This is a genomic window from Paenilisteria portnoyi, from assembly GCF_014322795.1.
Taxonomy (GTDB): domain Bacteria; phylum Bacillota; class Bacilli; order Lactobacillales; family Listeriaceae; genus Listeria_A; species Listeria_A portnoyi.
The window spans coordinates 12,405-35,173 of record NZ_JAASTT010000022.1; the positions used below are offsets into that span (position 1 = coordinate 12,405).

Here is a 22,769-nt window from a genome sequence, read left to right on the forward strand (position 1 = left end):
GCGTGTCAATGCGATGAAAATTTTAGTTGTTGGAAGCGGTGGTCGTGAGCATGCGATCAGTAAGAAATTGCTTGAAAGTAACGATGTAGAAACGGTATTTTGCGCGCCTGGAAATGACGGGATGTTGGGCGATGGTATTGAAACGCACGCTATTTCAGAGACAGACGCGACGGCTTTGATTCTTTTTGCGAAAGAGCAGGCTGTCGATTGGGTCATTGTCGGTCCAGAAGTGCCACTGCTAAACGGTTTGGTGGATGAGTTTGAAGAAGCTGGGATCAAAGCTTTCGGACCATCGAAAAAAGCGGCTTTGATTGAGGGAAGCAAGGATTTCGCGAAGCAGTTCATGAAAAAATACGCGATTCCGACAGCTGATTCGGAGTCATTTACGGATTACGAGAAAGCGTATCTATACCTACAAGAAAAAGGTGTGCCAATCGTGATAAAAGCGGATGGTTTGGCGGCTGGAAAAGGTGTTGTGGTCGCTTTTGATATGGAAGAAGCGGTACTTGCTTTAAAAGATATGATGCTGGACAGTAAGTTTGGCGAGGCATCGGCGAAAGTGGTGATTGAGGACTTTTTAGCTGGGGAGGAATTTTCACTGATGGCTTTCGTACGCGGTGAAAAAGTGTACCCGATGGCGATTGCGCAAGATCATAAACGGGCATATGAAGGCGATAAAGGGCCAAATACGGGTGGAATGGGAGCCTATTCGCCTGTACCGCACATAGCGCAAACCATTGTCGATGAAGCGATTCAGAAAATTTTATTTCCAGCGGCAAAAGGGATGGTTGCAGAAGATCGTTCGTTTTCTGGCATTTTGTATGCAGGCTTAATTGTGACCGAAGATGGGCCAAAAGTGATTGAGTTTAACGCGCGCTTTGGAGATCCTGAAACGCAAGTGGTGTTGCCTCGCTTAAAATCTGATTTTGCGAAGGTTATCGATGCTTTGTTGCACGACCGGGAACCAGTGCTTGAATGGGAATCGGAAGGGGTTACGCTTGGTGTCGTCTTGGCGAGTGCTGGATATCCTGAGGATTATGCGAAAGGCAACGTGATAACTGGGCTTTCAGATGTGGAGGCTGAGGTTTTTCATGCGGGAACGAAGCGAGCAAAAGAAGGCGATGTTTTTCTATCAAACGGTGGGCGCGTGTTGCTTGTTTCGGCAACCGCTGAATCGATGACAGAAGCCCAGACGCAGCTTTATAAAGAAATGAAGAAGCTTGATAACCCAGATTTCTTTTATCGGATGGATATTGGGACGAAAGCTGTAAAATAGGAAAACCGTGCAGTATACCTCAAAGCTTTTGAGATGTACTGCACGTTTTTTTGTATAGCTTAGAAAGCGCCGCCGCCTGAACCGCCACCGCCACCACCACTGGAGCCTCCGCTGAATCCACCGCCGCTACCGCTGCTAGACGATGCGCTACTTGCCAATGCGCCGCTAAAGGAGCTTTCGAAAGAGTTTTGGAAGCTTTCTGCAAACGCTGTGTCCATATTGGCGTGATTTACACTGCCCAGCATTGCGCCACCATAGTAATAGTAAAGTAGTCCAGAATGCTGTTGTACTTGCTCCGATGTGAAGTGAATCGATGCTGCTTTTAGGACTTCTTTTGTTAGCCCTAGTGAAATGGAGTAGGAAAGGTAATGATCCCAAATTGCGATGGAACCAACGTCTGCGATATCCATATTCGCAACATCTTTCATGTAGTGTCTAAATGCGTGCCATTTCGCAAACTCCTCTGTCCCTTCTTGGTTTTTAATAGGAAACTGAGTAACCCAAAAAATAATCAGAATAACGAAAGCGACAATGCTAACAATACAAGCAAATAGGGAGAAAATACTCGCAAAAATGCTGAAAATAATGATAGCGATGCCAATCAAAATACTAGCTGTCAAAGCACCAATTAGTAGTTTCGTTGCTTTGGAACTTGCTTCCTTATCGAAGTAGTCATATTTATTTGCTTCGTTACTTACACTGTTTTTCCAGCTGGTAAAAGTGCTTCGGAAAGTAGTCGTATTTTTTTTTGCGTAGGCGTTTATTTCTTTTAGCGTGACTTTTTCGCCGTCCCCAATTTTATCTATGAGCCATGTAATGAGTCTGGTTTCGTGTGATAAAAGCTCTATTGGAGCGGGAACTGGTAATTTTGTGATGGTGTATGTTGCTTTTTTCTTGTTGCCAGAAGGGTGTGGAAGTTCTTCGATGGTGAGCTGTCTTTTGCGAACTAAATCCATGATGGTCGCCACGAGATCGTTAGCTCCTGTCTGCATGAAAATGAGCTTATTCATAACAGCAGGCGACATGTCAAGCGGAATATCATGGAAATACTTATCCTTGAAAACAGCTGTTTTTGATTTCGTGTACTTCACATACGTCACAATAACGGTGGTGAGAATAATTAATAAAATAAGCAAACTGCCACCATAAAAAACGGTTTTTGCGACTGTTCGTTTAAAATTAGCTTGATCCGCCAACTTGGCTTCTTGCGCTTGAATGGCGGCCTTTTTATCGACTGCTTGGATATTTTGATTGAAAGGTACAATATTATTTGGAAAAATAACGTGAGCTTCAACAAATTGTCCAGCTTTGACATTATCGGCGGTTAGCTTCACGGTTTTATTATCTTGTAGTGAAACCTCTCCGTCTAGCGGTCCATGCGCCCATGCTTGAAGTTCTCCATTTTGTGTTGCTTTAGGAAGCATAATGGTGATCGCGACATGATCTAGCGACTCTTGCCAATTACTTCCGACTAGTTTACGATTGAATTCTGCGGTATCATTATAATTGGTAATCGCATTTTTTAGCGTATACGTATAGGTAAAATCTTTTTTTGCTGTATCTGTTGGGGAGTAAACGCGAATTTTCAATGTATCGCCAACATAATTTGCGTTAAAAGTGCCAGTTTGTTCGGAGTTACTGCTAACAAAGGCTTGACCATCTACTGCTACTTGCAGGTCTGTAATCTGTGGCAACCCTGACGTATCAATGTCCATCGTGGCGCCATTAAATGCACCATCGAAATCATAGCGGACATTTTCAGTGATTCTTGCTGTTCCGTTTTGCTGAATCTGGACATAGTTTTCATATTTTGGTATTGTAAAAGAACGATCCGCCGATACTGGCAGATGGAATGTTATGAGAATGATGAATAAGAGTGAGAAAAATAAGATAATTTTTGCTTTCATGCTGGACCTCCCTTTTTATAGAATTAGTATAGCATGTTCGCGTTCCTTTTTGAACCTTCTTGTTGTGTTATTCACACTAGTACGTTAAAATGGTAAAGAAGAGTCTGAGTAAAATGGAGGTATACGCATGCAAATAGAAAAACTGCGTGGTGAAGGTCTAGACACGTTTTTTAAAGGGATCTTGGCACTGGAGAATTTAGAAGAATGTTATGCTTTCTTTGATGATGTATGCACAGTAAATGAAATTCAATCAATGTCGCAACGCTTTCAAGTGGCTAGAATGCTACACGACGGCAAGACATATAATGTTATTGAAGCAGAAACCGGTGCCAGCACGGCAACGATTTCTCGCGTAAAACGTTCTTTAAATTATGGAAACGATATGTATGAAGTAGTTTTTGATCGGATGAAGGATAACTAAGATAAATTGGTATCGAAAATTATGTTTTTAGGTGAAATCAAAAGCGTCCCGAAATGGAACGCTTTTTGTTATTAAATTAAAAAGGTAAGATGCCAATCGCATACAGGAAAACGAGTATAATCGCGAGTGGCGCTACGTATTTTAGGAGTAATAGCCAGATGAAGAAAAACTTCTTACCAAATCGGCTGTTTGCTGTAAATTCGTCCCATAGTAGTTGGCGAGGTAAGCGGAATCCGACGAAAATGGCTGTGAACAGGGCCCCTAATGGTAGAATGATGTTGGATGCTAAATAATCTGAGGCTCCGAATATTGTCATGCCGAAAATGGTGATATGACTCCAAATTCCAAAGCTTAGCGCTGCTGGAATAGTAAGCAAGAAGATGATTCCGCCCATCACCCAAGTCGCTATTTTTCTTCCCCCGAGTCGCTTCATAAATGGCGCCGTTGCTGTTTCGAGTAAGGAAAAGCTAGATGACAGAGCCGCGAAAAAGAATAGAATCAGGAAGACGATAAAAAAGAATGTCCCGAATGGTAGTTGGTTGAAAATAGAAGGCAATATCACGAACAGGATACCTGGCCCCATATTTGGGACAATGCCAAATGAAAATACGGCTGGAAAGATGGCTAACCCGACGAAAAGAGATATAATGAGACTTAAAATGGCAACAACAGCCGAAGAACCAGGAATACTTGTTTTGCGATTCAGGTAAGAGCCGTAAGTAACCATGAGAGAAATTCCTACACTTAACGAGAAGAAAGCCTGGCCTAGAATAATAATGATGGTCTTGCTATCGATTTTTGAGAAGTCGGGACTTAGGAAATAGTGAAGACCATCCAATGCGTTAGGTAGCGTTAAGGACCGAATAATTAGAATAATAAAAAGAATGAATAGCGCTGGAAGAATAAATTTACTTATGCGCTCAATTCCAGCCTGAATGCCTTGTGTTACAACGAGTACAACTAATAGAAGAAAGATACCAGTTCCTGCGATGGCGATGGCCGTATTGGCTGTTACTAAATCAAATTGAAGGGCTAGTTGTGCTTGATTGCCGTGACTGACGGAGCCACTAATTGCTTTTACAATGTAACCCAGAATCCAACCGCCTACGACACCGTAAAAAGCAAGAACTAGAATAGAGCCAAAAACGCCCATTTTTCCAAGTAAATTCCAATGCGTATTAGGTGCAAGGACTTTGTAAGCATTGATAGCATCGCTTTGTGAGCTGCGTCCAATAATAAATTCACCGATCAAGATTGGCAGAACGACTAAAAAAGTAAGTGCTGTAAATAAAAGAAAGAATGCGCCGCCGCCAGCAGTAGAAGCGATGTACGGCAACTTCCAAATAGCACCGATTCCGATGGCGGAACCAGCAGAAGCTAAAACGAATCCCCATTTCGAACTCCATTGTTCTCTATTTCTATTCATCGCCGACTTCCTTTCATATCAAAAAAGACTGGGACACAACTCTAACTAAGGAGAAAACGCCTACCTCTTTGCTGAGGGAAGGGATGAAAACGTCACTTGATACAAATCGAACACGTATTGTCGATTTATCTGAGCTATGCGCCAGACTCCTATCGCTATAGAATCTGATTTTATAGGTTTATCATAGCACAGAATTTTTCTGATTGCATCCCTCTTTTTGGGAAAAGTTAAAGATTTTCATAAAAGCGTCTAGGAAGTGGTGCGGGAACAACTCAAAAATGGTATACTTATAGGTGGTGCGTGACGCGACAAACGCTCATCTTCGTCGTTAAAACCTGTGCTCCGATACTCTTGTACAGTCGTACGCTCCGTTTCGGTGCTCGGCTTTGCCTAGAATCTGAGCATTTGTCGCGTCACGCTAGTTCGTAGGGAGTTCATGGTGGAGGGGCTATTAGTGAGACATTTATTTAAGTTGGATCCTGCGAAGGTTTTGCCGGAGGGGGCTGTGGATCGGTTGGTTCGGTCTGGTACGGATGGTTTTATTATCGGGGGATCGGATGGTTTGCAGATGGATGCGGTGCAGGACTTGTTTCGGGATTTTGCGAGTCGGGGGTTGCCGGTTTTTATGGAGGTTAGCGATGAGGCGATGATTGTGCCTGGTGCGAGTCAATATTTGATTCCGGTGGTGCTGAATACGACGGATGTGAAGTGGTTACTTGGCGCGCATCATGGGATTGTCAAGCGGTATGGTGACTTTATTCCGTGGCCGCATGTTTTGGTGGAAGGGTATTGTATTTTAAATCCGGATGCAAAGGCGGCGCAACTGGCGAAGGCGAATACGGATTTGACGGAAAGTGATGTTGCGGCTTATGCGAGTATTGCGGAAAATATGCTGCGATTGCCGATTTTTTATATCGAATATAGTGGTGTTTTTGGTGATAGTCGAATGGTTCAAGCCGCGCGGGATGAGCTTGTGAACACGAAGCTTTGGTACGGTGGTGGCATCAGGACGATTGACGAGGCGCGTGAAATGAGTGAAATCGCGGATGTGATTATCGTCGGTAATATTTTGTATGAAGATTTTGAGCAGGCGTTGGAAACGGTGAGTGCGGTTTTATAATATCACTTGCTTTCGGTTGTTTAAAAAGTTAAAATAAGAACAAATGTTTGTATTGGCGGTGTGAGGATAAAATGCAATTAAATGCGGAAGATTTAGTAAAAGGTTTGAATCCACAACAGAAGAAGGCGGTTGAAGCGACGGAAGGACCTCTTTTGATTATGGCTGGGGCAGGAAGCGGGAAGACGCGTGTTTTGACGCACCGTATCGCGTATATGATGAAAGAGCGTGGCGTGAATCCTTATAATATTTTGGCGATTACGTTTACGAATAAGGCGGCGCGTGAGATGAAAGAGCGTGTTGGTAATTTGCTTGGTCCAGAAGCGGAATCGATTTGGATTTCGACGTTTCACTCGATGTGTGTGCGAATTTTGCGTCGCGATATTGAACGGATTGGATTTAACCGTAATTTTACGATTTTGGATGGCGGGGACCAGATTTCAGTTATTAAGGGCATTTTGAAAGATAAGAATGTCGATACGAAGAAGTTCGAGCCGCGCGGGATTTTGGCAGCGATTAGCAATGCGAAGAACGAGCTGATGAACGCCGAGGAGTACAAGAAGGAAGCGTTTGGCTTTTTTGATCAGATGGTTGCGGATGTGTACGTGGAATATGAGAAGAAGCTGAAAAAGAATCAGTCGCTTGATTTCGATGATTTGATTATGGTCACGATTCAGTTGTTTGAGCGCGTGCCGGACGTGTTGGAGTTTTATCAGCGGAAGTTTCAGTATATTCACGTGGATGAGTATCAAGATACGAACCATTCGCAATATATTTTAGTGAAGTTGCTGGCGGCACGATTCCGTAATTTGTGTGTTGTTGGGGATTCGGATCAGTCGATTTATGGTTGGCGTGGTGCGGATATCACGAACATTATGACGTTTGAGAAGGATTATCCGAATGCGCAGACGATTTTGTTGGAGGAGAATTATCGGTCAACGAAGCGGATTTTGGCAGCAGCGAACCGTGTGATTGAGAACAATAGTAATCGGAAACCGAAAAATCTCTGGACGAATAATGATGAAGGTAAGAAAATTTTCTACCACAAGGCGTTGACGGAGAAGGAAGAAGCTTCGTACGTTGTTGGTAAAATTCAAGAGATCGTGAAGGAGACGAGTCGTCCGCTTTCGGATTTTGCGATTTTGTACCGGACGAATGCGCAGTCGCGTGTCATGGAGGAATTTTTCATGAAGTCGAATATGGCGTACCAAATGGTTGGCGGCACGAAGTTCTATGATCGTAAGGAGATCAAGGATGTGCTGGCTTACTTGCGTCTGATTTCGAACAACGATGATGATATTAGTTTATCGCGGATTATTAATGTGCCAAAACGTGGTGTCGGTGCGGGTTCGATGGACAAGGTGGCGAACATGGCGGCGGCTTATGATTTGACGGTTTTTGAAGTGTTAGACAGGATTGAAATGGTCGGGTTATCGGCGAAGATTTCGAAACAATTGGTGGAATTCCACGACTTGATTAGAGGCTTTACGCAGATGCAAGATTATTTGTCGGTGACGGAGATTGTGGAGCAAGTGCTTGAGAAAACTGGGTACCGAGCAATGTTAGAAAATGAGCGGACGATTGAGGCGCAGACGCGCTTGGAGAATATTGATGAGTTCTTATCTGTCACGCAAAATTTTGAAAAGGAAAACGAGGACAAATCTTTGGTTACCTTTTTACAAGATTTAGCGCTTGTGTCTGATATTGATAAACTGGATGAAGAGGACAGATCTCGTGGTGCGGTGACGCTTATGACGCTACACTCGGCGAAAGGTTTGGAGTTTCCGGTTGTCTTTTTAGTGGGGCTTGAGGAAGGGATTTTCCCGCATAGTCGAGCGCTTATGGAAGAAGATGAGATGGAAGAGGAACGTCGATTGGCGTATGTTGGTATTACGCGTGCTGAACAGGAGTTGTATATTACGAGTGCGTATTCGCGGATGTTATATGGTCGTTCAACGGCGAATAAGGAATCGCGTTTTATCGATGAGATTCCAGATGATTTGATTGAAATGGCGCATGAAAATAGTTTGACAGAAGTGCCATTTGCTAAGTCATCGATGCATAGTAAATCGGTGGTTGGTTATAGTGCGTCTGGTGCGGAGAAAGAGGCGTGGACGGTTGGCGACAAGGCGAGTCATAAGAAATGGGGCGTCGGAACGGTTGTCAGTGTGAAAGGAACTGGAAGCAACATGGAACTTGATATTGCCTTCCCGAGTCCAACTGGGGTAAAACGATTGCTGGCGGAATTTGCGCCTGTTGAAAAAGTATAAGTAGGTGAAGCGAAATGGCTGAAAGAAAACGTTATGAAGAATTAATAAAGGAACTGGAGCGGCTTAGTTACGAATACTATGTCGCGGATAACCCAACATCTCCGGATTCCCTCTATGACCAACTTTTGCATGAATTGATTGCTTTGGAGGAAAAAAATCCGGATTGGGTGACACCAGAATCGCCGTCGCAGCGTGTTGGTGGGGAAGTGCTTGCTGGTTTTCAGAAAGTGGCGCACGAAACGCCGATGCTAAGTCTTGGCAATGCGTTCAATCATGAGGATTTACAAGACTTTGACCGTCGCGTGCGTGAGAAAGTTGGCGAGGACGTAGCTTACATGTGCGAACTCAAAATTGATGGTTTAGCGGTTTCTTTGCAATATGAAGCAGGGAAGTATAAGCGCGGTGCAACACGTGGTGACGGGACGGTTGGCGAGGATATCACGTCGAATTTAAGAACGATTCGATCGATTCCGATGACGCTACAAGAGCCGTTCACGATTGAAGTCCGCGGAGAAGCGTTCATGCCAAAGCAGTCATTTCAAAAACTGAATGAAAAACGAGAAGAAGATGGCTTGGAGGTCTTTGCTAACCCGCGAAATGCGGCAGCGGGATCTTTGCGTCAATTAGATACAAAAATTGCGGCATCACGAAACTTAGATATTTTCTTATATGCAGTTGCCGATTTCGGTGATATGGGTGTCGCGACACATAGTGAAGGGTTGGCGCACTTAGAGAAACTAGGCTTGAAGGTGAATAAAGAACGTCGATTGTGCCAGTCTCTTGAAGAAATTTTTGCGTATATTGCGGAATGGACGGCAGCTCGTTCTGGATTAGCCTATGATATTGATGGCATTGTCATCAAGGTGGACAGCTTGGAACAGCAACGGACGCTAGGCTTCACCGCGAAATCACCGCGCTGGTCGATTGCTTATAAATTCCCAGCTGAGGAAGTTGCTACAAAACTGTTAGATATCGAGCTTGGCATCGGGCGCACTGGCGTTGTGACACCGACCGCGATTCTAGAACCGGTTCGTGTAGCTGGAACAACGGTTGGCCGGGCATCGCTTCATAATGAAGATTTGATTCGCGACCGTGATATTCGGATTGGTGACACCGTTTTGATTAAAAAAGCGGGTGACATCATTCCTGAGGTGATTCGGGTGGTGGAGGAAGACCGGACGGAGGAGCAAGTTCCATATCGCATGCCAACACATTGTCCAACGTGCGAGAGTGAGCTGGTTCGCTTGGAAGGCGAGGTAGCTTTGCGTTGCATTAATCCAAAGTGCCCTGCTCAGCTAAAAGAAGGCTTGATTCATTTCGTTTCACGTAATGCGATGAACATTGACGGTTTAGGTGAAAAAGTAGTCGTTCAGCTTTTCGAACAAGAATTAATTACGGATGTGGCAGATTTGTTTTTCCTTTCGGGTGAAAAACTGGTAGAATTAGAGAGGATGGGCGAGAAGTCCGTTCAGAATTTATTGGCTTCTATTGATAAAAGCCGCGAGAATTCTTTGGAAAAACTGCTATTTGGACTTGGTATTCGGCATGTTGGTGCGAAGGCAGCGAAGGTTTTAGCGCAGTATTTTGAGACGATGGACGCGCTTCGTGTCGCTGAAAAAGAGGCGCTGATTGAGGTGCCTGATATTGGCGAGAAAATGGCAGACTCGATTGTTGCTTATTTTGAGAATGAAGAAGTGCATGAGTTGTTAGCGAAGTTGGAGAAAGCCGAAGTGAACATGATGTATACAGGTCCAAAATTGGAATTGATGCCAGAAGAGGCGCTTGTTTTTGCGAATCAGAAAGTTGTTTTGACAGGGAAATTAGAACATTTGAAGCGTGAGGAAGCGAAGGCCTTGATTGAAAGTTTAGGCGGAAATGTAACGGGGAGTGTAAGTAAGAACACAGATGTTGTTGTAGCAGGAAGTGATGCGGGCTCCAAACTGGCGAAAGCTGAAGAATTAGGGATAGCCATATGGAGTGAGCAAAAATTAATGGAATATTTACCAGATGAAGGTGGTCAAAAGAAATGAAAAAATTACTAGTCGTTTCCCTTAGCGCCGCTCTTTTACTTGCAGGATGTGCCCCGAGCCTCAATTCGGATGAACAGGTTGTGCAGAAAAAAGACACGAAGCAAGCGGAAACAGGTATCATGACAAAAAATCAGATTTCTGCGGATTATTATAAAACGGTTTTGCCGTATAAGGCCAGTAAATCACGTGGATTAGTCGTTTCGAATATTAACTCGCGCTATGACATCAACGAGTTGGAGTCAGGCTTGATGCGGGTTTCTCAACAAAGTTATTCCCCAGATGATTATCTTTTTCAAGAAGGGCAATATTTGACGACAGAGACATTAACGAAGTGGCTGGATCGTTCGAGTGATAAGAATAAAGACGGTCTGAATCCGAAAGATAATGGTAAAGATGGCGAGCAGCGCGCACCGATTTATTTGGCGCATATTTTAGAACAAGATTATTTGAAGAAAACAGATAAGAATACGGTAGGACTTGGCGGTATTTCGATTGCTTTGGCGATGAATTCGGTGGATTACTATCAGAAGGAGAAATATGGCGCTACATTTGAGCAAAATATTTCGGACAGCCAGTTGCTTTCGCAAGGTAAAGAAATGGCAGCTACTGTCTTGAACCGAATTCGGGCGACAAAAGGCTTGGATTCTGTACCAGTCACATTTGCGATTTATAAGCAAGGGAAGCGTGATGGCGTTGTTCCGGGGAACTTTATTGCTTCGGCGAACGCGGATGGCGCGAGTCTTGGCAAATGGAAAACAATCGACGAGAAAAGTTATGTCTTGCCGTCAGCGGATGCGAAATCGGATCATAAGACGGATAACACATCATTTGAAGATTTTAAAGCGGATATTGAGAAATATTATCCAAACTATACAGGCGTCGTTGGGCGTGCTCGCTATGAAGACGGTGAGATGGCAGATTTAAATATTGATATCCCGTTACAATTTTATGGGGAAGCTGAAATTATTGGGTTTACACAGTATGTGACCGATTTACTCGGAAAACATCTCTCGACAAATGCAGCAATTCAGGTTAATATTACTACAACTGATGGTACTGCGGCTTTAATCACACGTAAAGCAAATGATGATACGCCAACAGCACACATCTTTGACTAAATATTTTTAGAAGGTGAGCACTGAGTAATTCGGTGCTTCCTTCCGATTTATTAAAGGAGGAAAAATTTTGACAACTATTTCAAAAGAGACAGTAGAGCGAGTGGCGAACTTGGCGCGTTTAGAAGTGAGTGACCAAGAGGCTGAAAACTTTGCAAAACAATTAGGGAACATTATTCATATGGTGGAGAAATTAGATGAGCTAGATACGGCAAATGTTGAGCCAACGTCGCACGCGATTGACGTATCAAACGTGTTACGTGAAGATACATCGATTGCAGGCTTACCGCGTGAAGAAGTACTGAAGAATGCGCCAGATAAACAAGATGGCATGTTTAAAGTACCGACAATTATGGAAGACTAATTTTAGACAAATCAGGAGGGAATTAATTTGGGATTATTTGAGCATTCGGTAAAAGACTTACATGAAAAGCTTGTGAAAAAAGAAATCGCGCCATACGATCTTGTGAAGGAATCGTTTGACCGTATTGATGCTGTTGAAGATAAAGTCAAATCGTTCATTACATTAAATCGCGAGAAAGCGCTAGATGTTGCGGAAGAACTTGGGGATGCTGGAATCGATCCCAAGAATATGTTAGCTGGACTTCCAATCGGGATTAAAGATAATATCGTGACGAAAAATCTGCGTACAACTGCTGCAAGTAAAATTTTGGAGAACTTTGATCCAATTTATGATGCAACGGTTATGCAAAAATTGAAAGCGGCACAAACAATCAATATCGGAAAAGTGAACTTGGATGAGTTTGCAATGGGTTCATCAACGGAGAACTCTTATTTCCACACAACAACGAATCCGTGGAATTTAAATAAAGTACCTGGTGGCTCTTCGGGTGGTAGTGCTGCAAGTGTTGCCGCTGGTGAAGTATTATTTTCATTGGGATCAGATACAGGTGGTTCGATTCGTCAACCTGCCGCATTCTGTGGTGTTGTTGGGATGAAACCTACATATGGCCGCGTTTCCCGTTACGGTTTAATCGCCTTTGCTTCGTCGCTTGATCAAATTGGACCAATTACGCGTACGGTGGAAGATAATGCGTATTTGTTAGAAGCTATTTCTGGTGTGGATCCTTATGACTCAACGTCTATCGATCAACCAGTCGAGAATTTCGCTGCCCATTTGACAGGGGACATTAAAGGTCTGCGAATTGGCGTGCCGAAAGAATATATTGGTGAAGGCGTGGAACCTGGCGTGAAAGAAGCGGTTCTAAAAGCATTGAAAACATTAGAAGACTTAGGCGCGACTTGGGATGAAGTGTCATTACCTCACTCCGAATATGGCGTTGCGAGTTATTATATTTTAGCATCGAGTGAAGCATCTTCGAATTTGGCACGCTTTGACGGCGTACGTTACGGCTATCGTTCACCAAACGCGCACACATTAGAAGAACTTTACAAAAAATCACGTGCAGAAGGTTTTGGCGATGAGGTAAAACGCCGTATTATGCTTGGAACTTTTGCGCTTAGCTCGGGTTATTACGATGCTTACTACAAAAAAGGGCAACAAGCACGTACGCTGATTAAGCAAGATTTTGCGAATGTGTTTAAAGATTATGATGTTATTATCGGTCCAAGTGCGCCAACTGTCGCGTTTGATATCGGTGGATTGATTCACGACCCAATCACGATGTATCTGAACGATTTGTTGACGATTCCGATTAACTTGGCTGGACTTCCAGCGATTTCGGTTCCTTGTGGGCTTTCAGAAGGTATGCCAGTTGGTTTGCAAGTGATTGGTAACTACTTTGATGAAAAAACAATTTACCGTGTCGCACATGCGTTTGAACAAGCTACAGAATTCCATAAAGAAAAACCAAGTTTATAAGGGAGGGCGAGACATATGAATTTTGAAACAGTAATCGGACTTGAGGTCCATGTAGAATTGAAAACAGAATCCAAAATCTTTTCGCCGGCACCTGCTCATTTTGGCGCTGAACCGAATACAAACACACATGTGGTCGACCTTGGAATGCCAGGCGTCTTACCAGTTTTGAATAAAAAAGCAGTGGAATACGGTATGAAAGCAGCGATGGCAATCAACTGTGAAATCGCAGAACATACGAAATTCGACCGTAAAAACTATTTCTATCCAGATAATCCGAAAGCGTACCAAATCTCTCAATTCGATAAACCAATCGGCGAGCATGGCTGGATTGACGTGGAAGTAAATGGCGAGAAGAAACGTATCGGTGTCACACGCCTTCATTTAGAAGAAGATGCTGGTAAAAACACGCATACATCGCATGGTTACTCACTTGTTGACCTTAATCGTCAAGGTACACCGCTTGTTGAAATCGTTTCTGAACCAGATATGCGTACAGCTGACGAGGCATATGCTTACCTTGAAAAAATCAAATCGATCATCCAATACACAGGCGTTTCTGACGTAAAAATGGAAGAGGGTTCGATGCGTTGCGATGCGAATATCTCGATTCGTCCAGTTGGACAAGAAGAATTTGGCGTGAAGACCGAGCTTAAAAACTTGAATTCATTCACCAATGTACGTAAAGGTATCGAATATGAAATCAAGCGTCAAGCAGAGGTTCTGATGGCGGGTGGCATTATTGAACAAGAAACACGCCGCTTTGAAGAAGCAACTGGGAAAACGACGTTGATGCGCATTAAAGAAGGTTCGGATGATTATCGCTATTTCCCAGAACCGGATTTGGTAGATTTATATATTGATGACGCTTGGAAAGAACGCATTCGTGCTGAAATTCCAGAGCTTCCAGATAAACGCCAAGCACGCTACGTTGCTGATTTGGGACTTCCAGCATATGACGCAATGGTACTTACGCTTACAAAAGAGATGTCCGATTTCTTTGAAGCAACGATCGCAAAAGGTGCCGATGCCAAACAAGTTTCTAACTGGTTAATGGGTGAAGTTTCGGCGTATCTAAACGCAGAGCAACAAGAGCTTGAAGATACGAAATTAACACCTGACAATCTAGCGGGCATGATTGGGCTGATTGAAAAAGGTACCATTTCATCTAAAATCGCGAAGAAAGTTTTCCGTGAGTTGATTATGAACGGTGGCGACGCGGAAGAAGTTGTAAAAGCGAAAGGTCTCATTCAAATTTCCGACGCTGGCGAACTAAGAGGTATCATTTCTGGTATCCTTGACCAAAACGAGCAATCCGTGACTGATTTCAAAAACGGAAAAGATCGCGCGGTTGGTTTCCTAGTTGGACAAGTTATGAAAGCCACAAAAGGCCAAGCAAATCCAACGATGGTAAACGAGATTTTAGTGGATGAAATGAACAAACGTTAAATAATATACAGAGTTACTGGGGGTATCGATGCAGCTCCTAGTAACTTTTTTTGCATGTTGCTTATCTTCAAAATGGGTTTTTGAGTAGTAATTTGGTATAATGGTAAGTATTCGGGGCTGTGACAAACGTAAAAAATAGTCTGAAGATATGGATTAGGCGTTTGTATTCAGATTTGAGAGGACGGAGAATATACTATGCAAAAACGAGCACGGGTGATTTACAACCCAACATCAGGGCGAGAGATTATCAAGAAAAACCTGGCCGATGTGCTGACAATATTGGAGAATGCAGGATATATAACGAGCTCCCATGCGACGACACCAGCGGAAAATGACGCAAAAAATGAGGCACGAAAAGCGGTGGAAGATCGCTATGACTTAGTTGTTGCGGCGGGCGGCGACGGTACGATTAACGAGGTTATTAATGGCATCGCAGAGCAGGATTATCGACCGAAAGTGGGGATTATTCCGACTGGTACGACAAATGATTTTGCACGGGCGCTTAAAATTCCACGAGATGTGATTAAGGCAACAGAAATCATTGCGAACGGTGCCAGTGTCGCGATGGATATTGGAAAAGCGAATGACACGTATTTTATTAATATTGGCGGCGGCGGACGGATTACCGAGCTAACGTATGATGTCCCGAGCCGTTTGAAAACGATGCTTGGCCAGTTGGCGTACTATCTGAAAGGCATTGAAATGTTGCCGTCACTTAAGCCGACCCAGGTGAAAGTGGCATATGATGATGGAATTTTTGAAGGCGAAGCGATGTTTTTCTTGCTGGGGCTTACGAATTCAATTGGCGGTTTTGAGAAAATTGCGCCAGATGCAAAATTAGATGATGGCAAATTCTCACTGATTATCGTGAAAAAAGTGAACTTAGCGGAGTTTATTCGATTGGTGACATTGGCTTTGCGCGGCGATCATATCAAGGAGCCGAACGTAATCTATGTGAAGTCGGAAAAGGTCATTGTGCACTCGGACGAACAGATGCTAATCAATTTGGACGGGGAACTTGGTGGCGAAACACCGATGACCTTCCAAAACTTGCAACAACATATTTCCTTCTTTGCAAATGTGGCAGATATTCCAGCGTCGGACCTAAATAATAAACAAATGGAAATGATTGACTAGCACATGAATAGGTAAGCCAAATGACTTCTAGATAGGAAAGAAATCATGCGGCTTGTGTAATATATTTCGCTATAAATGTAATTTTTGTAAAGAACTTGTATTAATCCGTAAAATGCGATATAATGGTGGAAGCTGTTATGACACAGTTAGAAACAAGGAAGAGGGTGTTTGCGACTTGAAAAGCAGTCGTGTAAGCCGTTTTATTATTGGTTTGTTGGCATGCATAGCCATCGGGGGTGCAGCCTTTCTTATATTTTGGAATGTGCAGGCAGAAGAAGTATTGCCTGAGGTGGATCAAGCGAAATTAATGGATAGTAATAGAACGTGGATTAAAACGAACACAAGTATAGCGATTGGACCGAATCTGGTCATTCCTATTAAAGGGGACAGTACAGTAACGAGCATCGCAAGCAATGGCGATTTAATTCTCGACACAACGAATGAAGCCGTTTTAACCAAAATGGCCAAAGTAGATTCGAAATATCAAGCGATGGGTCGTTTTCGAGTTAGGATTTTTGCGAACAAGGTATCAACAGTGATGAACCCAGCGACATTCCAATATACGCATGACAAAGTGGATGGCTTTTTGACAAGCTATTCGATTTTGAATGGAACCTTGGATAAAACGGCGGGGAAAAGCTTTGGGCTTACCGCAAAATCAGGAACAACGATGCAAGTTAATGAGAAGTTAGAGACGGTGTATTCTAGTAACCTTGCTTCAAAAGTTGCGCCAGTTTTAGGCATCAATCCGAAGATATCGAGTCAATATTTAGAAGATGAATTCAATATTAAGGCTGGAGAAAAAGTGACCGCCTATCCTAGACAGATGGAATATCAGTTTAGTGCTGAGAAAACATCGCTTGTCTTTTTTAAAGGGGATAGCGACGAGGAGATTACGCAACCAGTTGGATTGGAATATGTGATTAAGGAAAAAAGATAGGTGTGCGCCTATCTTTTTTTTGGTATAATGTGAGGAGTCTAGATAGGAAAGGGAGGGCAAATATGGGTACTCCAGTGAGTAAGAATGAGTGTATGGATGTTGTTTTTGAGGATTTAACGCATGATGGCAATGCTGTTGCGAAGATAAATGGTTATCCAATTTTTGTGCCGCAGGGTTTGCCGGAAGAGACGGCGCGGATTAAGGTTATTAAGACGAATAAGAACTACGGATTTGGCAAAATTATTGAGTTGACGAAGGAAAGCGCGGATCGGGTGAGGCCGTCTTGTGTTGTTTATTCGCAATGTGGGGGTTGTCAGTTGCAGCATTTGAGCTATGACGGGCAACTGCGCGTGAAGCAGAAGCAAGTGGCGCAAGTGATGAAGCGGATTGGGAAGCAGGACGTCGAGGTATTGCCGACGCTTGGTATGGCGGAGCCTTGGCGTTACCGGAATAAGGCGCAAGTTCCAGTTGGGTTTGTGAACGGGAAATTGGTCGCGGGATTTTATCAGCAGCGCTCGCATCAGATTATTGATATGGATACGTGTTTGATTCAACACGCGCAAAATGACGAGGCGATTCAGATTGCGCGTGGTGTTTTTGCGAAGTACCATATTGAACCGTATGATGAAACGACGCGAAAAGGTGTGTTGCGCCATTTGATGACGCGTTTTGCGACGACAACGGGTGAATTGATGCTTGTGATAGTGACAACGAAGCCGAATTTTCCGAATAAGGAGCAGATTGTGGCGGAGTTGCAGACGGCGATACCTGGTTTGACATCGCTTGTTCAAAATGTGAATGCGGCGAACACAAATGTGATTTTTGGTGACCGTACAGATGTTTTGTGGGGTCATGAGTATATTATGGACACGATTCACGGGATTTCTTTTGCGATTTCGGCGCGGTCATTTTATCAGGTGAATCCGGAGCAGACGGAAGTTTTGTATGCAGAGGCGCTGCGTTTGGCGGAGCTTACGTGCGAGGAAACAGTGATTGACGCGTATTGCGGGATTGGCTCGATATCGCTGTGCTTGGCGAAAGAGGCGAAACGGGTATATGGCGTGGAAATTGTGCCGCAAGCGATTGAGGATGCGCGCGCGAATGCCAAATTGAACAAGATGGATAATGTCACGTTTGAAGTTGGGAAAGCGGAAGAGGTGATTCCGGCTTGGTTTAAAGATGGTGTCGTGGCGGATGTGCTTGTCGTTGATCCTCCGCGTAAAGGCTGTGACGAGGCGCTACTTGAGACGATTTTAAAAATGAAACCGAAGCGGGTCGTGTATGTGTCGTGTAATCCATCGACGTTAGCGCGGGATATGTTGGTGCTGACGGATGGTGGTTATATGGCGAAAGTTGTTCAGCCTGTAGACATGTTTCCTCATACGACACATGTAGAGTGTGTAACAGTTCTAGAAAGGCACGCGTAATTTGCAACTCCTCCTAAATTAAGTTAAAATAACACTTGATATAGTATAGAATTTTAGAGTGAGGTGTTCTTGGATGGCAGCAGGTGAAATGACGCCTAAAGTAGATGAATATTTAGGCAAGGCGAAGAGGTATAAGGACGAATTTACGGAATTGAGAAGAATAGCGCTGGAATGTGGCGTAACAGAAGATATTAAATGGAAAAATATTTGTTTCATGTCGGAGGGCAAGAATGTTTTTTTGATTCATGGTTTTAAAGAGTATTTCGCGATTTTATTTATGAAAGGTGTGCTGTTTAAGGATCCGAATGGTATTCTAATTCAGCAAACGCCCAATGTGCAGTCAGCGCGTCAGATCCGGTTCACGAGTTTGGAGCAGGTTGTGGAAATGGAGCCGATTATTAAGGCTTACATGGAGGAAGCGATTGCCGTCGAGAAATCGGGGGCAGAAGTGGAATTTAAGAAACAGGAGGAAGTAGGCATTCCGGAAGAGTTACAGCGGAAATTCGAGGAAATGCCGGCTTTTAAAGAGGCTTTTGAGGGATTGACACCGGGACGTCAGCGGGCGTATATTTTATTTTTTGCAACGCCGAAACAAGCGAAAACGCGGGAGTCGCGGATTGAGAAGAATGTTGACCGGATTATGGATGGCATTGGGTTGAACGATCGCTTTTAATAGATACTTGAGGAGGCTACAAAAATGAAAAAGTTATTCGATGAAACGCATGAATCGGAGGCTCGATACTATCGTACAGTTTGGTATGGTTATGTAGAAGGGGATCTCGATGCGGCGTTGCGAGAATCCATTGTGTCGACGGTTCAAACGGATTTGGCTCAGAAATCGGAGAATGCACCAACTGCGACGCATTGGGTGTTTTATGGTGGCGCTACGAGTAAGGATGCGATTGGCGATACGGTTCGGCCTTCGTTGATGATTCGTTATCGTGACGGCGAATTTGTAAGCAATTACAGTATGAGTGATTTTGATTTTGTGATTGCCTTTGATATGATTATGGCTTTTAAAGAGAAGTTAGATAAGCAAATAAACGGATAAAAAAGGTGCATATTTTTCAAAAAAATAAGGAATGTGACATCGTACGGAATTCTGTATGGTGTTTTTTGTTTGGTATGTTAATTTTTGTGATAGAAGGCTTATATACCTATAATTTAGCGAGGGGCGATGGGACTATGCGGGAACTTCATTTTCAAGACAAGATGGATGGTTTTCAAATTCGATTAGTGTCCGACAGTACGAAGATGTACACGCACATTACAATCATTGCTAGAAATGATGTTGGCGAAGGTTTTGAACATAGCAGCAAATATCTCACCTTCTTTTTGCATCCAGAGGTAATGCTTGGGCGTGCTACAAAGACGTTTAATCGTAAAAATCCATATGGCATCACGTTTGATTGGACAAGGAAAGCGGATATTATATTGGAATGACAGTACGCTGAGTTTAGAAGTGATACCATAAAATAAGAGGCTAGACATGGATGCGTGTATTCTGTGTCTAGTTTTTATGTTCGCAATTGTCAAAAATCTACATTGACAAACGCTGATTTTAGCTATAAGATAGATGCATTCAAGTGGAGAGGGTGACATAGAAATGGTACAGATAATTAAAAAAGGCGCGCCGATTTATGCGATGGACAAAGCGAATCAAGCAATCGCAACGGCAAAAGATGGCGACCGGCTGATTTTTGAAGCTTATGACTGTTTTGAGGATCAAATTACAGACGAACATGGCGCATTTGAAAAATTGGACTGGAATCGGATTAACCCTGCGACTGGGCCGGTTTATGTGGAAGGCGCGGAGGTTGGCGATATTCTCGCGGTGACGATTGAGAAACTGGATATCGGTGATACGGCGACATTATTTACGGGACCTGATTCGGGCGTGATGGGCGATGAGTTGACGGAAAATACGATTCGCCGTCTTCCGATTGAGAATGGCACGATTAAGTTTTCAGAAAAGATAGATATACCGCTTAATACGATGATTGGTGTGATTGGAACGGCGCCAGCTGGGGGTGCGGTTTCGTGTGGAACGCCAGATGCGCATGGTGGAAACATGGATTGTAAGGAGATTGGTGAAGGAACGACGCTATTTTTACCGGTAAATGTGGCGGGTGCTTTGCTTGCGATGGGTGATTGTCATGCGGCGATGGGAGACGGTGAGGTTTCGGTTTGTGGAGCGGAAGTGCCTTGTGACATCACGGTGACGGTGAATGTTATCAAAAATAAGGATTGGCCGACCCCATTTTTAATTCGTGATGGGAAGCTCGCGACGATTGCTTCTGCGAAAACGTTAGACGAGGCAAGCGTGATGGCAACGAAGCAGATGGTTCATTTTGTGGAACAATACACGAATTTGTCAAAAGGAAACGCCGCGCATTTATTATCTCTTGCAGCGGATCTGCGGGTGTGTCAAATTGTCGATCCGAATAAAACGGCGCGAATGGAATTACCACTTACTTATCTTACAAATTGGAGCACAGAGGAGCTGAACTAACATGACACAACCAGAAAAAGGGAGTTTGGAGTCTTTTGGCTACAAGCAGGAATTAAAGAGAACGTTAACGTTGAAAGATTTAGTGATATACGGCCTGATTTTTATGGTCCCGATTGCCCCGTTCGGAATTTACGGGGAAGTGGTAACAGCATCGAAGGGAATGATCGTACTTACATATATGATTGGTATGGTCGCGATGCTGTTTACGGCGCTTAGCTACGGCTCAATGTCGCGGGCTTTTCCAATCGCTGGTTCGGTTTACGCCTATGCGCAACGTGGCATTAACAAAACAGTCGGATTTCTCGCAGGTTGGATGATTTTGCTGGATTACGTTTTTGTTCCAGCGCTACTCTATGTGGTTTCGGCAAATTCGTTAAAAGCGATTGTCCCAGATGTGCCGGTTTGGATTTGGCTGGTGGTCTTTATTTTGGTGAACAGTTGGATTAATATTCGTGGGATTGCGTTTACGGCGCGGGCGAACATTATTTTCCTTGTCGGTGAATTGATTGTTTTGGCGATTTTCATTGCTGTAGGCGTTGTCGCGATTTCGAATGGTGCGGGTGACGGTGTGACGATGAAGCCAATTTATAACGCTGCAGATTTTAATTTGCCATTTGTGATGACTGCGGTTTCGGTTGCGGTGCTTAGTTTCCTAGGGTTTGACGGGATTAGTACGCTTGCTGAGGAGACGAAAGGTGGCAATAAGACGGTCGGAAAAGCGATTTTGTGGGCGTTGATGCTGGTCGGATTCTTGTTTATCATTCAAACGTACATTGCGGCGTTGATTCATCCGGATTATCTTAATTTTGATAATATTGACACCGCGTTTTATCAAATTGCGGGAGAAGCTGGCGGACCTTTTTTGAAAAATGTAACGATTATTGCGACGATTCTTTCGTGGGGCTTCGCGAACGCACTTGCAGCACAGGCCGCTATTTCACGTATTCTGTTCGGAATGGCGCGCGACCAGAATTTACCTAAGTTCCTCGCAAAAGTGCATCCTCGTTTCCAGACGCCCTATTTGAGTACATTGATGGTTGGTTTTGTGTCGTTGGTTGTTGGACTTGTGTTCGTAAATGACATCGGGATTCTGTCATCGATTGTGAACTGCGGGGCGTTGACGGCATTTCTAGTGATTCACGTTTCGGTGGTGTACCATTACATCATCAAAATGAAATCGAAAAACTATCTGCTACATTTGGTGGTGCCCGTGATTGGCTTCTTGATTATTCTATATGTGATGGTTAATCTGGATAACTTGGCTAAAATCATCGGTATTTCATGGCTTGCGATTGGGGTTGTGTACTACACGATTCTGCGCTTGACGAAAAAGAAAACGACGATTGATATGGAATAGAGAGAGATGAGTTGAAAAACCTTTTCGCATATCAGTCATAAATAGTAGCCAAATGGAAATAAAAAGTCTTGGTAGTTACAATGGTACCTATAGAATGCACTTCTTTTTTTGAAGTGTCCATTTTATAGGTACCATTGTATATATCGCTTCTTTTCTTTTTGATAAACCTAATGATATAATTAAGGATATGTATGAGAATATGATCCAATTATTACACAGAAAATCCAACTGGAAAGGAAGCAAAGTGATGTCAAAGAAAATCCAATTACCAAGTGGACGCTTATCGGAACATGCAAAAGAAATAGGCAGCAGCGCAAATGATATTTCATTTCATTTACAACCGACAATGTCCTATTCCACGAGTTCCGCGCGCCAACTCGTACAAAGCAGTATGGATGTCGCACACATGCTAAAAACGATGCCAGAAGCCTTTAACAAAGATGTACAGAACTTAAAAAATGTGGAACAAGCATTTGTCGCCTCTGAGAAAGAAATGGCGGATATGTGGAGTAAAGCGCTCCATTTAGACAAATAACAGGACATGA

The 22,769-nt window shown here is 43.5% G+C and carries 20 protein-coding genes; 18 read left to right on the forward strand and 2 right to left on the reverse strand.

All coding sequences use genetic code 11. The annotated features are described in order from the left end of the window. Window positions 1-13 precede the first annotated feature (13 nt). Window positions 14-1,276 carry a phosphoribosylamine--glycine ligase gene (gene purD / locus HCJ66_RS13310; protein ID WP_187133572.1) on the forward strand — a complete coding sequence of 421 codons (1,263 nt, stop codon included), beginning with the start codon at window positions 14-16 and terminating at the stop codon, window positions 1,274-1,276. 59 nt (window positions 1,277-1,335) lie between these two features. Here purD and HCJ66_RS13315 read toward each other — a convergent pair whose 3' ends face one another. Continuing rightward, entirely contained in the window at window positions 1,336-3,183 is a 1,848-nt protein-coding gene (locus HCJ66_RS13315) for a DUF2207 domain-containing protein (protein ID WP_187133573.1), read from the reverse strand. 127 nt (window positions 3,184-3,310) lie between these two features. On the opposite strand from HCJ66_RS13315, the gene HCJ66_RS13320 reads away from it, so the two are divergent. Beyond that, complete coding sequence (locus HCJ66_RS13320; protein ID WP_187133574.1) at window positions 3,311-3,604, forward strand: YerC/YecD family TrpR-related protein; 294 nt, start codon at window positions 3,311-3,313, stop codon at window positions 3,602-3,604. A 76-nt stretch (window positions 3,605-3,680) separates the two neighbouring features. Here HCJ66_RS13320 and HCJ66_RS13325 read toward each other — a convergent pair whose 3' ends face one another. Further along, window positions 3,681-5,030, reverse strand: a complete 1,350-nt coding sequence (locus tag HCJ66_RS13325) for a sodium-dependent transporter (RefSeq protein ID WP_187133575.1) — start codon at window positions 5,028-5,030, stop codon at window positions 3,681-3,683. Between the two features lie 454 nt (window positions 5,031-5,484). Here HCJ66_RS13325 and pcrB point away from each other — a divergent pair, with 454 nt between their 5' ends. The 16 genes from pcrB (at window position 5,485) to HCJ66_RS13405 (ending at window position 22,759) form a co-directional block, all read left to right on the forward strand. Further along, window positions 5,485-6,150, forward strand: coding sequence for a heptaprenylglyceryl phosphate synthase (gene pcrB, locus HCJ66_RS13330; RefSeq protein ID WP_187133576.1), 666 nt, complete (start codon window positions 5,485-5,487; stop codon window positions 6,148-6,150). Between the two features lie 71 nt (window positions 6,151-6,221). Beyond that, the gene (gene pcrA, locus HCJ66_RS13335) at window positions 6,222-8,417 is read left to right on the forward strand and encodes a DNA helicase PcrA (RefSeq protein WP_187133577.1); all 2,196 of its coding nucleotides are present in this window, start codon (window positions 6,222-6,224) and stop codon (window positions 8,415-8,417) included. Between the two features lie 14 nt (window positions 8,418-8,431). After that, the gene (gene ligA, locus HCJ66_RS13340) at window positions 8,432-10,447 is read left to right on the forward strand and encodes an NAD-dependent DNA ligase LigA (protein WP_187133578.1); all 2,016 of its coding nucleotides are present in this window, start codon (window positions 8,432-8,434) and stop codon (window positions 10,445-10,447) included. After that, window positions 10,444-11,565, forward strand: coding sequence for a CamS family sex pheromone protein (locus tag HCJ66_RS13345; protein ID WP_187133579.1), 1,122 nt, complete (start codon window positions 10,444-10,446; stop codon window positions 11,563-11,565). Before ligA ends, HCJ66_RS13345 begins: the two co-directional genes overlap by 4 nt. A 67-nt stretch (window positions 11,566-11,632) precedes the next feature. After that, complete coding sequence (gene gatC, locus HCJ66_RS13350; RefSeq protein WP_187133580.1) at window positions 11,633-11,926, forward strand: Asp-tRNA(Asn)/Glu-tRNA(Gln) amidotransferase subunit GatC; 294 nt, start codon at window positions 11,633-11,635, stop codon at window positions 11,924-11,926. Window positions 11,927-11,953: 27 nt separating this feature from the next. Further along, a complete protein-coding gene (gene gatA, locus HCJ66_RS13355) occupies window positions 11,954-13,405 on the forward strand; it encodes an Asp-tRNA(Asn)/Glu-tRNA(Gln) amidotransferase subunit GatA (RefSeq protein WP_187133581.1) in 1,452 nt (483 codons plus the stop codon). Window positions 13,406-13,420: 15 nt separating this feature from the next. Further along, window positions 13,421-14,851, forward strand: a complete 1,431-nt coding sequence (gene gatB / locus HCJ66_RS13360) for an Asp-tRNA(Asn)/Glu-tRNA(Gln) amidotransferase subunit GatB (RefSeq protein ID WP_187133582.1) — start codon at window positions 13,421-13,423, stop codon at window positions 14,849-14,851. 195 nt (window positions 14,852-15,046) lie between these two features. Next, window positions 15,047-15,988, forward strand: a complete 942-nt coding sequence (locus tag HCJ66_RS13365) for a diacylglycerol kinase (RefSeq protein WP_187133583.1) — start codon at window positions 15,047-15,049, stop codon at window positions 15,986-15,988. A gap of 175 nt (window positions 15,989-16,163) precedes the next feature. Next, window positions 16,164-16,928 (forward strand): hypothetical protein, encoded by a 765-nt coding sequence (locus HCJ66_RS13370; RefSeq protein ID WP_187133584.1) that lies wholly within the window; start codon window positions 16,164-16,166, stop codon window positions 16,926-16,928. A gap of 62 nt (window positions 16,929-16,990) precedes the next feature. Next, window positions 16,991-18,355, forward strand: a complete 1,365-nt coding sequence (gene rlmD / locus HCJ66_RS13375; protein WP_187133585.1) for a 23S rRNA (uracil(1939)-C(5))-methyltransferase RlmD — start codon at window positions 16,991-16,993, stop codon at window positions 18,353-18,355. A gap of 73 nt (window positions 18,356-18,428) precedes the next feature. Continuing rightward, a complete protein-coding gene (locus HCJ66_RS13380; RefSeq protein WP_187133586.1) occupies window positions 18,429-19,028 on the forward strand; it encodes a YdeI/OmpD-associated family protein in 600 nt (199 codons plus the stop codon). A 24-nt stretch (window positions 19,029-19,052) separates the two neighbouring features. Then, window positions 19,053-19,406 (forward strand): hypothetical protein, encoded by a 354-nt coding sequence (locus HCJ66_RS13385; protein ID WP_187133587.1) that lies wholly within the window; start codon window positions 19,053-19,055, stop codon window positions 19,404-19,406. A 134-nt stretch (window positions 19,407-19,540) separates the two neighbouring features. Next, entirely contained in the window at window positions 19,541-19,798 is a 258-nt protein-coding gene (locus HCJ66_RS13390; RefSeq protein WP_187133588.1) for a hypothetical protein, read from the forward strand. Between the two features lie 163 nt (window positions 19,799-19,961). Next, window positions 19,962-20,867, forward strand: coding sequence for an acetamidase/formamidase family protein (locus HCJ66_RS13395; protein WP_425489673.1), 906 nt, complete (start codon window positions 19,962-19,964; stop codon window positions 20,865-20,867). Window position 20,868: 1 nt separating this feature from the next. After that, window positions 20,869-22,224: an APC family permease gene (locus HCJ66_RS13400; protein ID WP_187133589.1), complete on the forward strand. Its 1,356-nt coding sequence runs from the start codon at window positions 20,869-20,871 to the stop codon at window positions 22,222-22,224. A gap of 247 nt (window positions 22,225-22,471) precedes the next feature. Continuing rightward, the gene (locus tag HCJ66_RS13405) at window positions 22,472-22,759 is read left to right on the forward strand and encodes a TIGR04197 family type VII secretion effector (RefSeq protein ID WP_187133590.1); all 288 of its coding nucleotides are present in this window, start codon (window positions 22,472-22,474) and stop codon (window positions 22,757-22,759) included. The last annotated feature ends 10 nt before the right edge of the window (window positions 22,760-22,769 follow it).

Coding starts and splice junctions, on each gene's coding strand:
- HCJ66_RS13325 (WP_187133575.1), bottom strand. CDS start 5,030: ATGAATAGAAATAGAGAACAATGGAGTTCGAAATGGGGATTCGTTTTA.
- HCJ66_RS13405 (WP_187133590.1), top strand. CDS start 22,472: ATGTCAAAGAAAATCCAATTACCAAGTGGACGCTTATCGGAACATGCA.
- gatB (WP_187133582.1), top strand. CDS start 13,421: ATGAATTTTGAAACAGTAATCGGACTTGAGGTCCATGTAGAATTGAAA.
- HCJ66_RS13400 (WP_187133589.1), top strand. CDS start 20,869: ATGACACAACCAGAAAAAGGGAGTTTGGAGTCTTTTGGCTACAAGCAG.
- purD (WP_187133572.1), top strand. CDS start 14: ATGAAAATTTTAGTTGTTGGAAGCGGTGGTCGTGAGCATGCGATCAGT.
- HCJ66_RS13320 (WP_187133574.1), top strand. CDS start 3,311: ATGCAAATAGAAAAACTGCGTGGTGAAGGTCTAGACACGTTTTTTAAA.
- pcrA (WP_187133577.1), top strand. CDS start 6,222: ATGCAATTAAATGCGGAAGATTTAGTAAAAGGTTTGAATCCACAACAG.
- HCJ66_RS13385 (WP_187133587.1), top strand. CDS start 19,053: ATGAAAAAGTTATTCGATGAAACGCATGAATCGGAGGCTCGATACTAT.
- HCJ66_RS13315 (WP_187133573.1), bottom strand. CDS start 3,183: ATGAAAGCAAAAATTATCTTATTTTTCTCACTCTTATTCATCATTCTC.
- HCJ66_RS13380 (WP_187133586.1), top strand. CDS start 18,429: ATGGCAGCAGGTGAAATGACGCCTAAAGTAGATGAATATTTAGGCAAG.
- HCJ66_RS13395 (WP_425489673.1), top strand. CDS start 19,962: ATGGTACAGATAATTAAAAAAGGCGCGCCGATTTATGCGATGGACAAA.
- rlmD (WP_187133585.1), top strand. CDS start 16,991: ATGGGTACTCCAGTGAGTAAGAATGAGTGTATGGATGTTGTTTTTGAG.
- HCJ66_RS13345 (WP_187133579.1), top strand. CDS start 10,444: ATGAAAAAATTACTAGTCGTTTCCCTTAGCGCCGCTCTTTTACTTGCA.
- HCJ66_RS13390 (WP_187133588.1), top strand. CDS start 19,541: ATGCGGGAACTTCATTTTCAAGACAAGATGGATGGTTTTCAAATTCGA.
- HCJ66_RS13365 (WP_187133583.1), top strand. CDS start 15,047: ATGCAAAAACGAGCACGGGTGATTTACAACCCAACATCAGGGCGAGAG.
- ligA (WP_187133578.1), top strand. CDS start 8,432: ATGGCTGAAAGAAAACGTTATGAAGAATTAATAAAGGAACTGGAGCGG.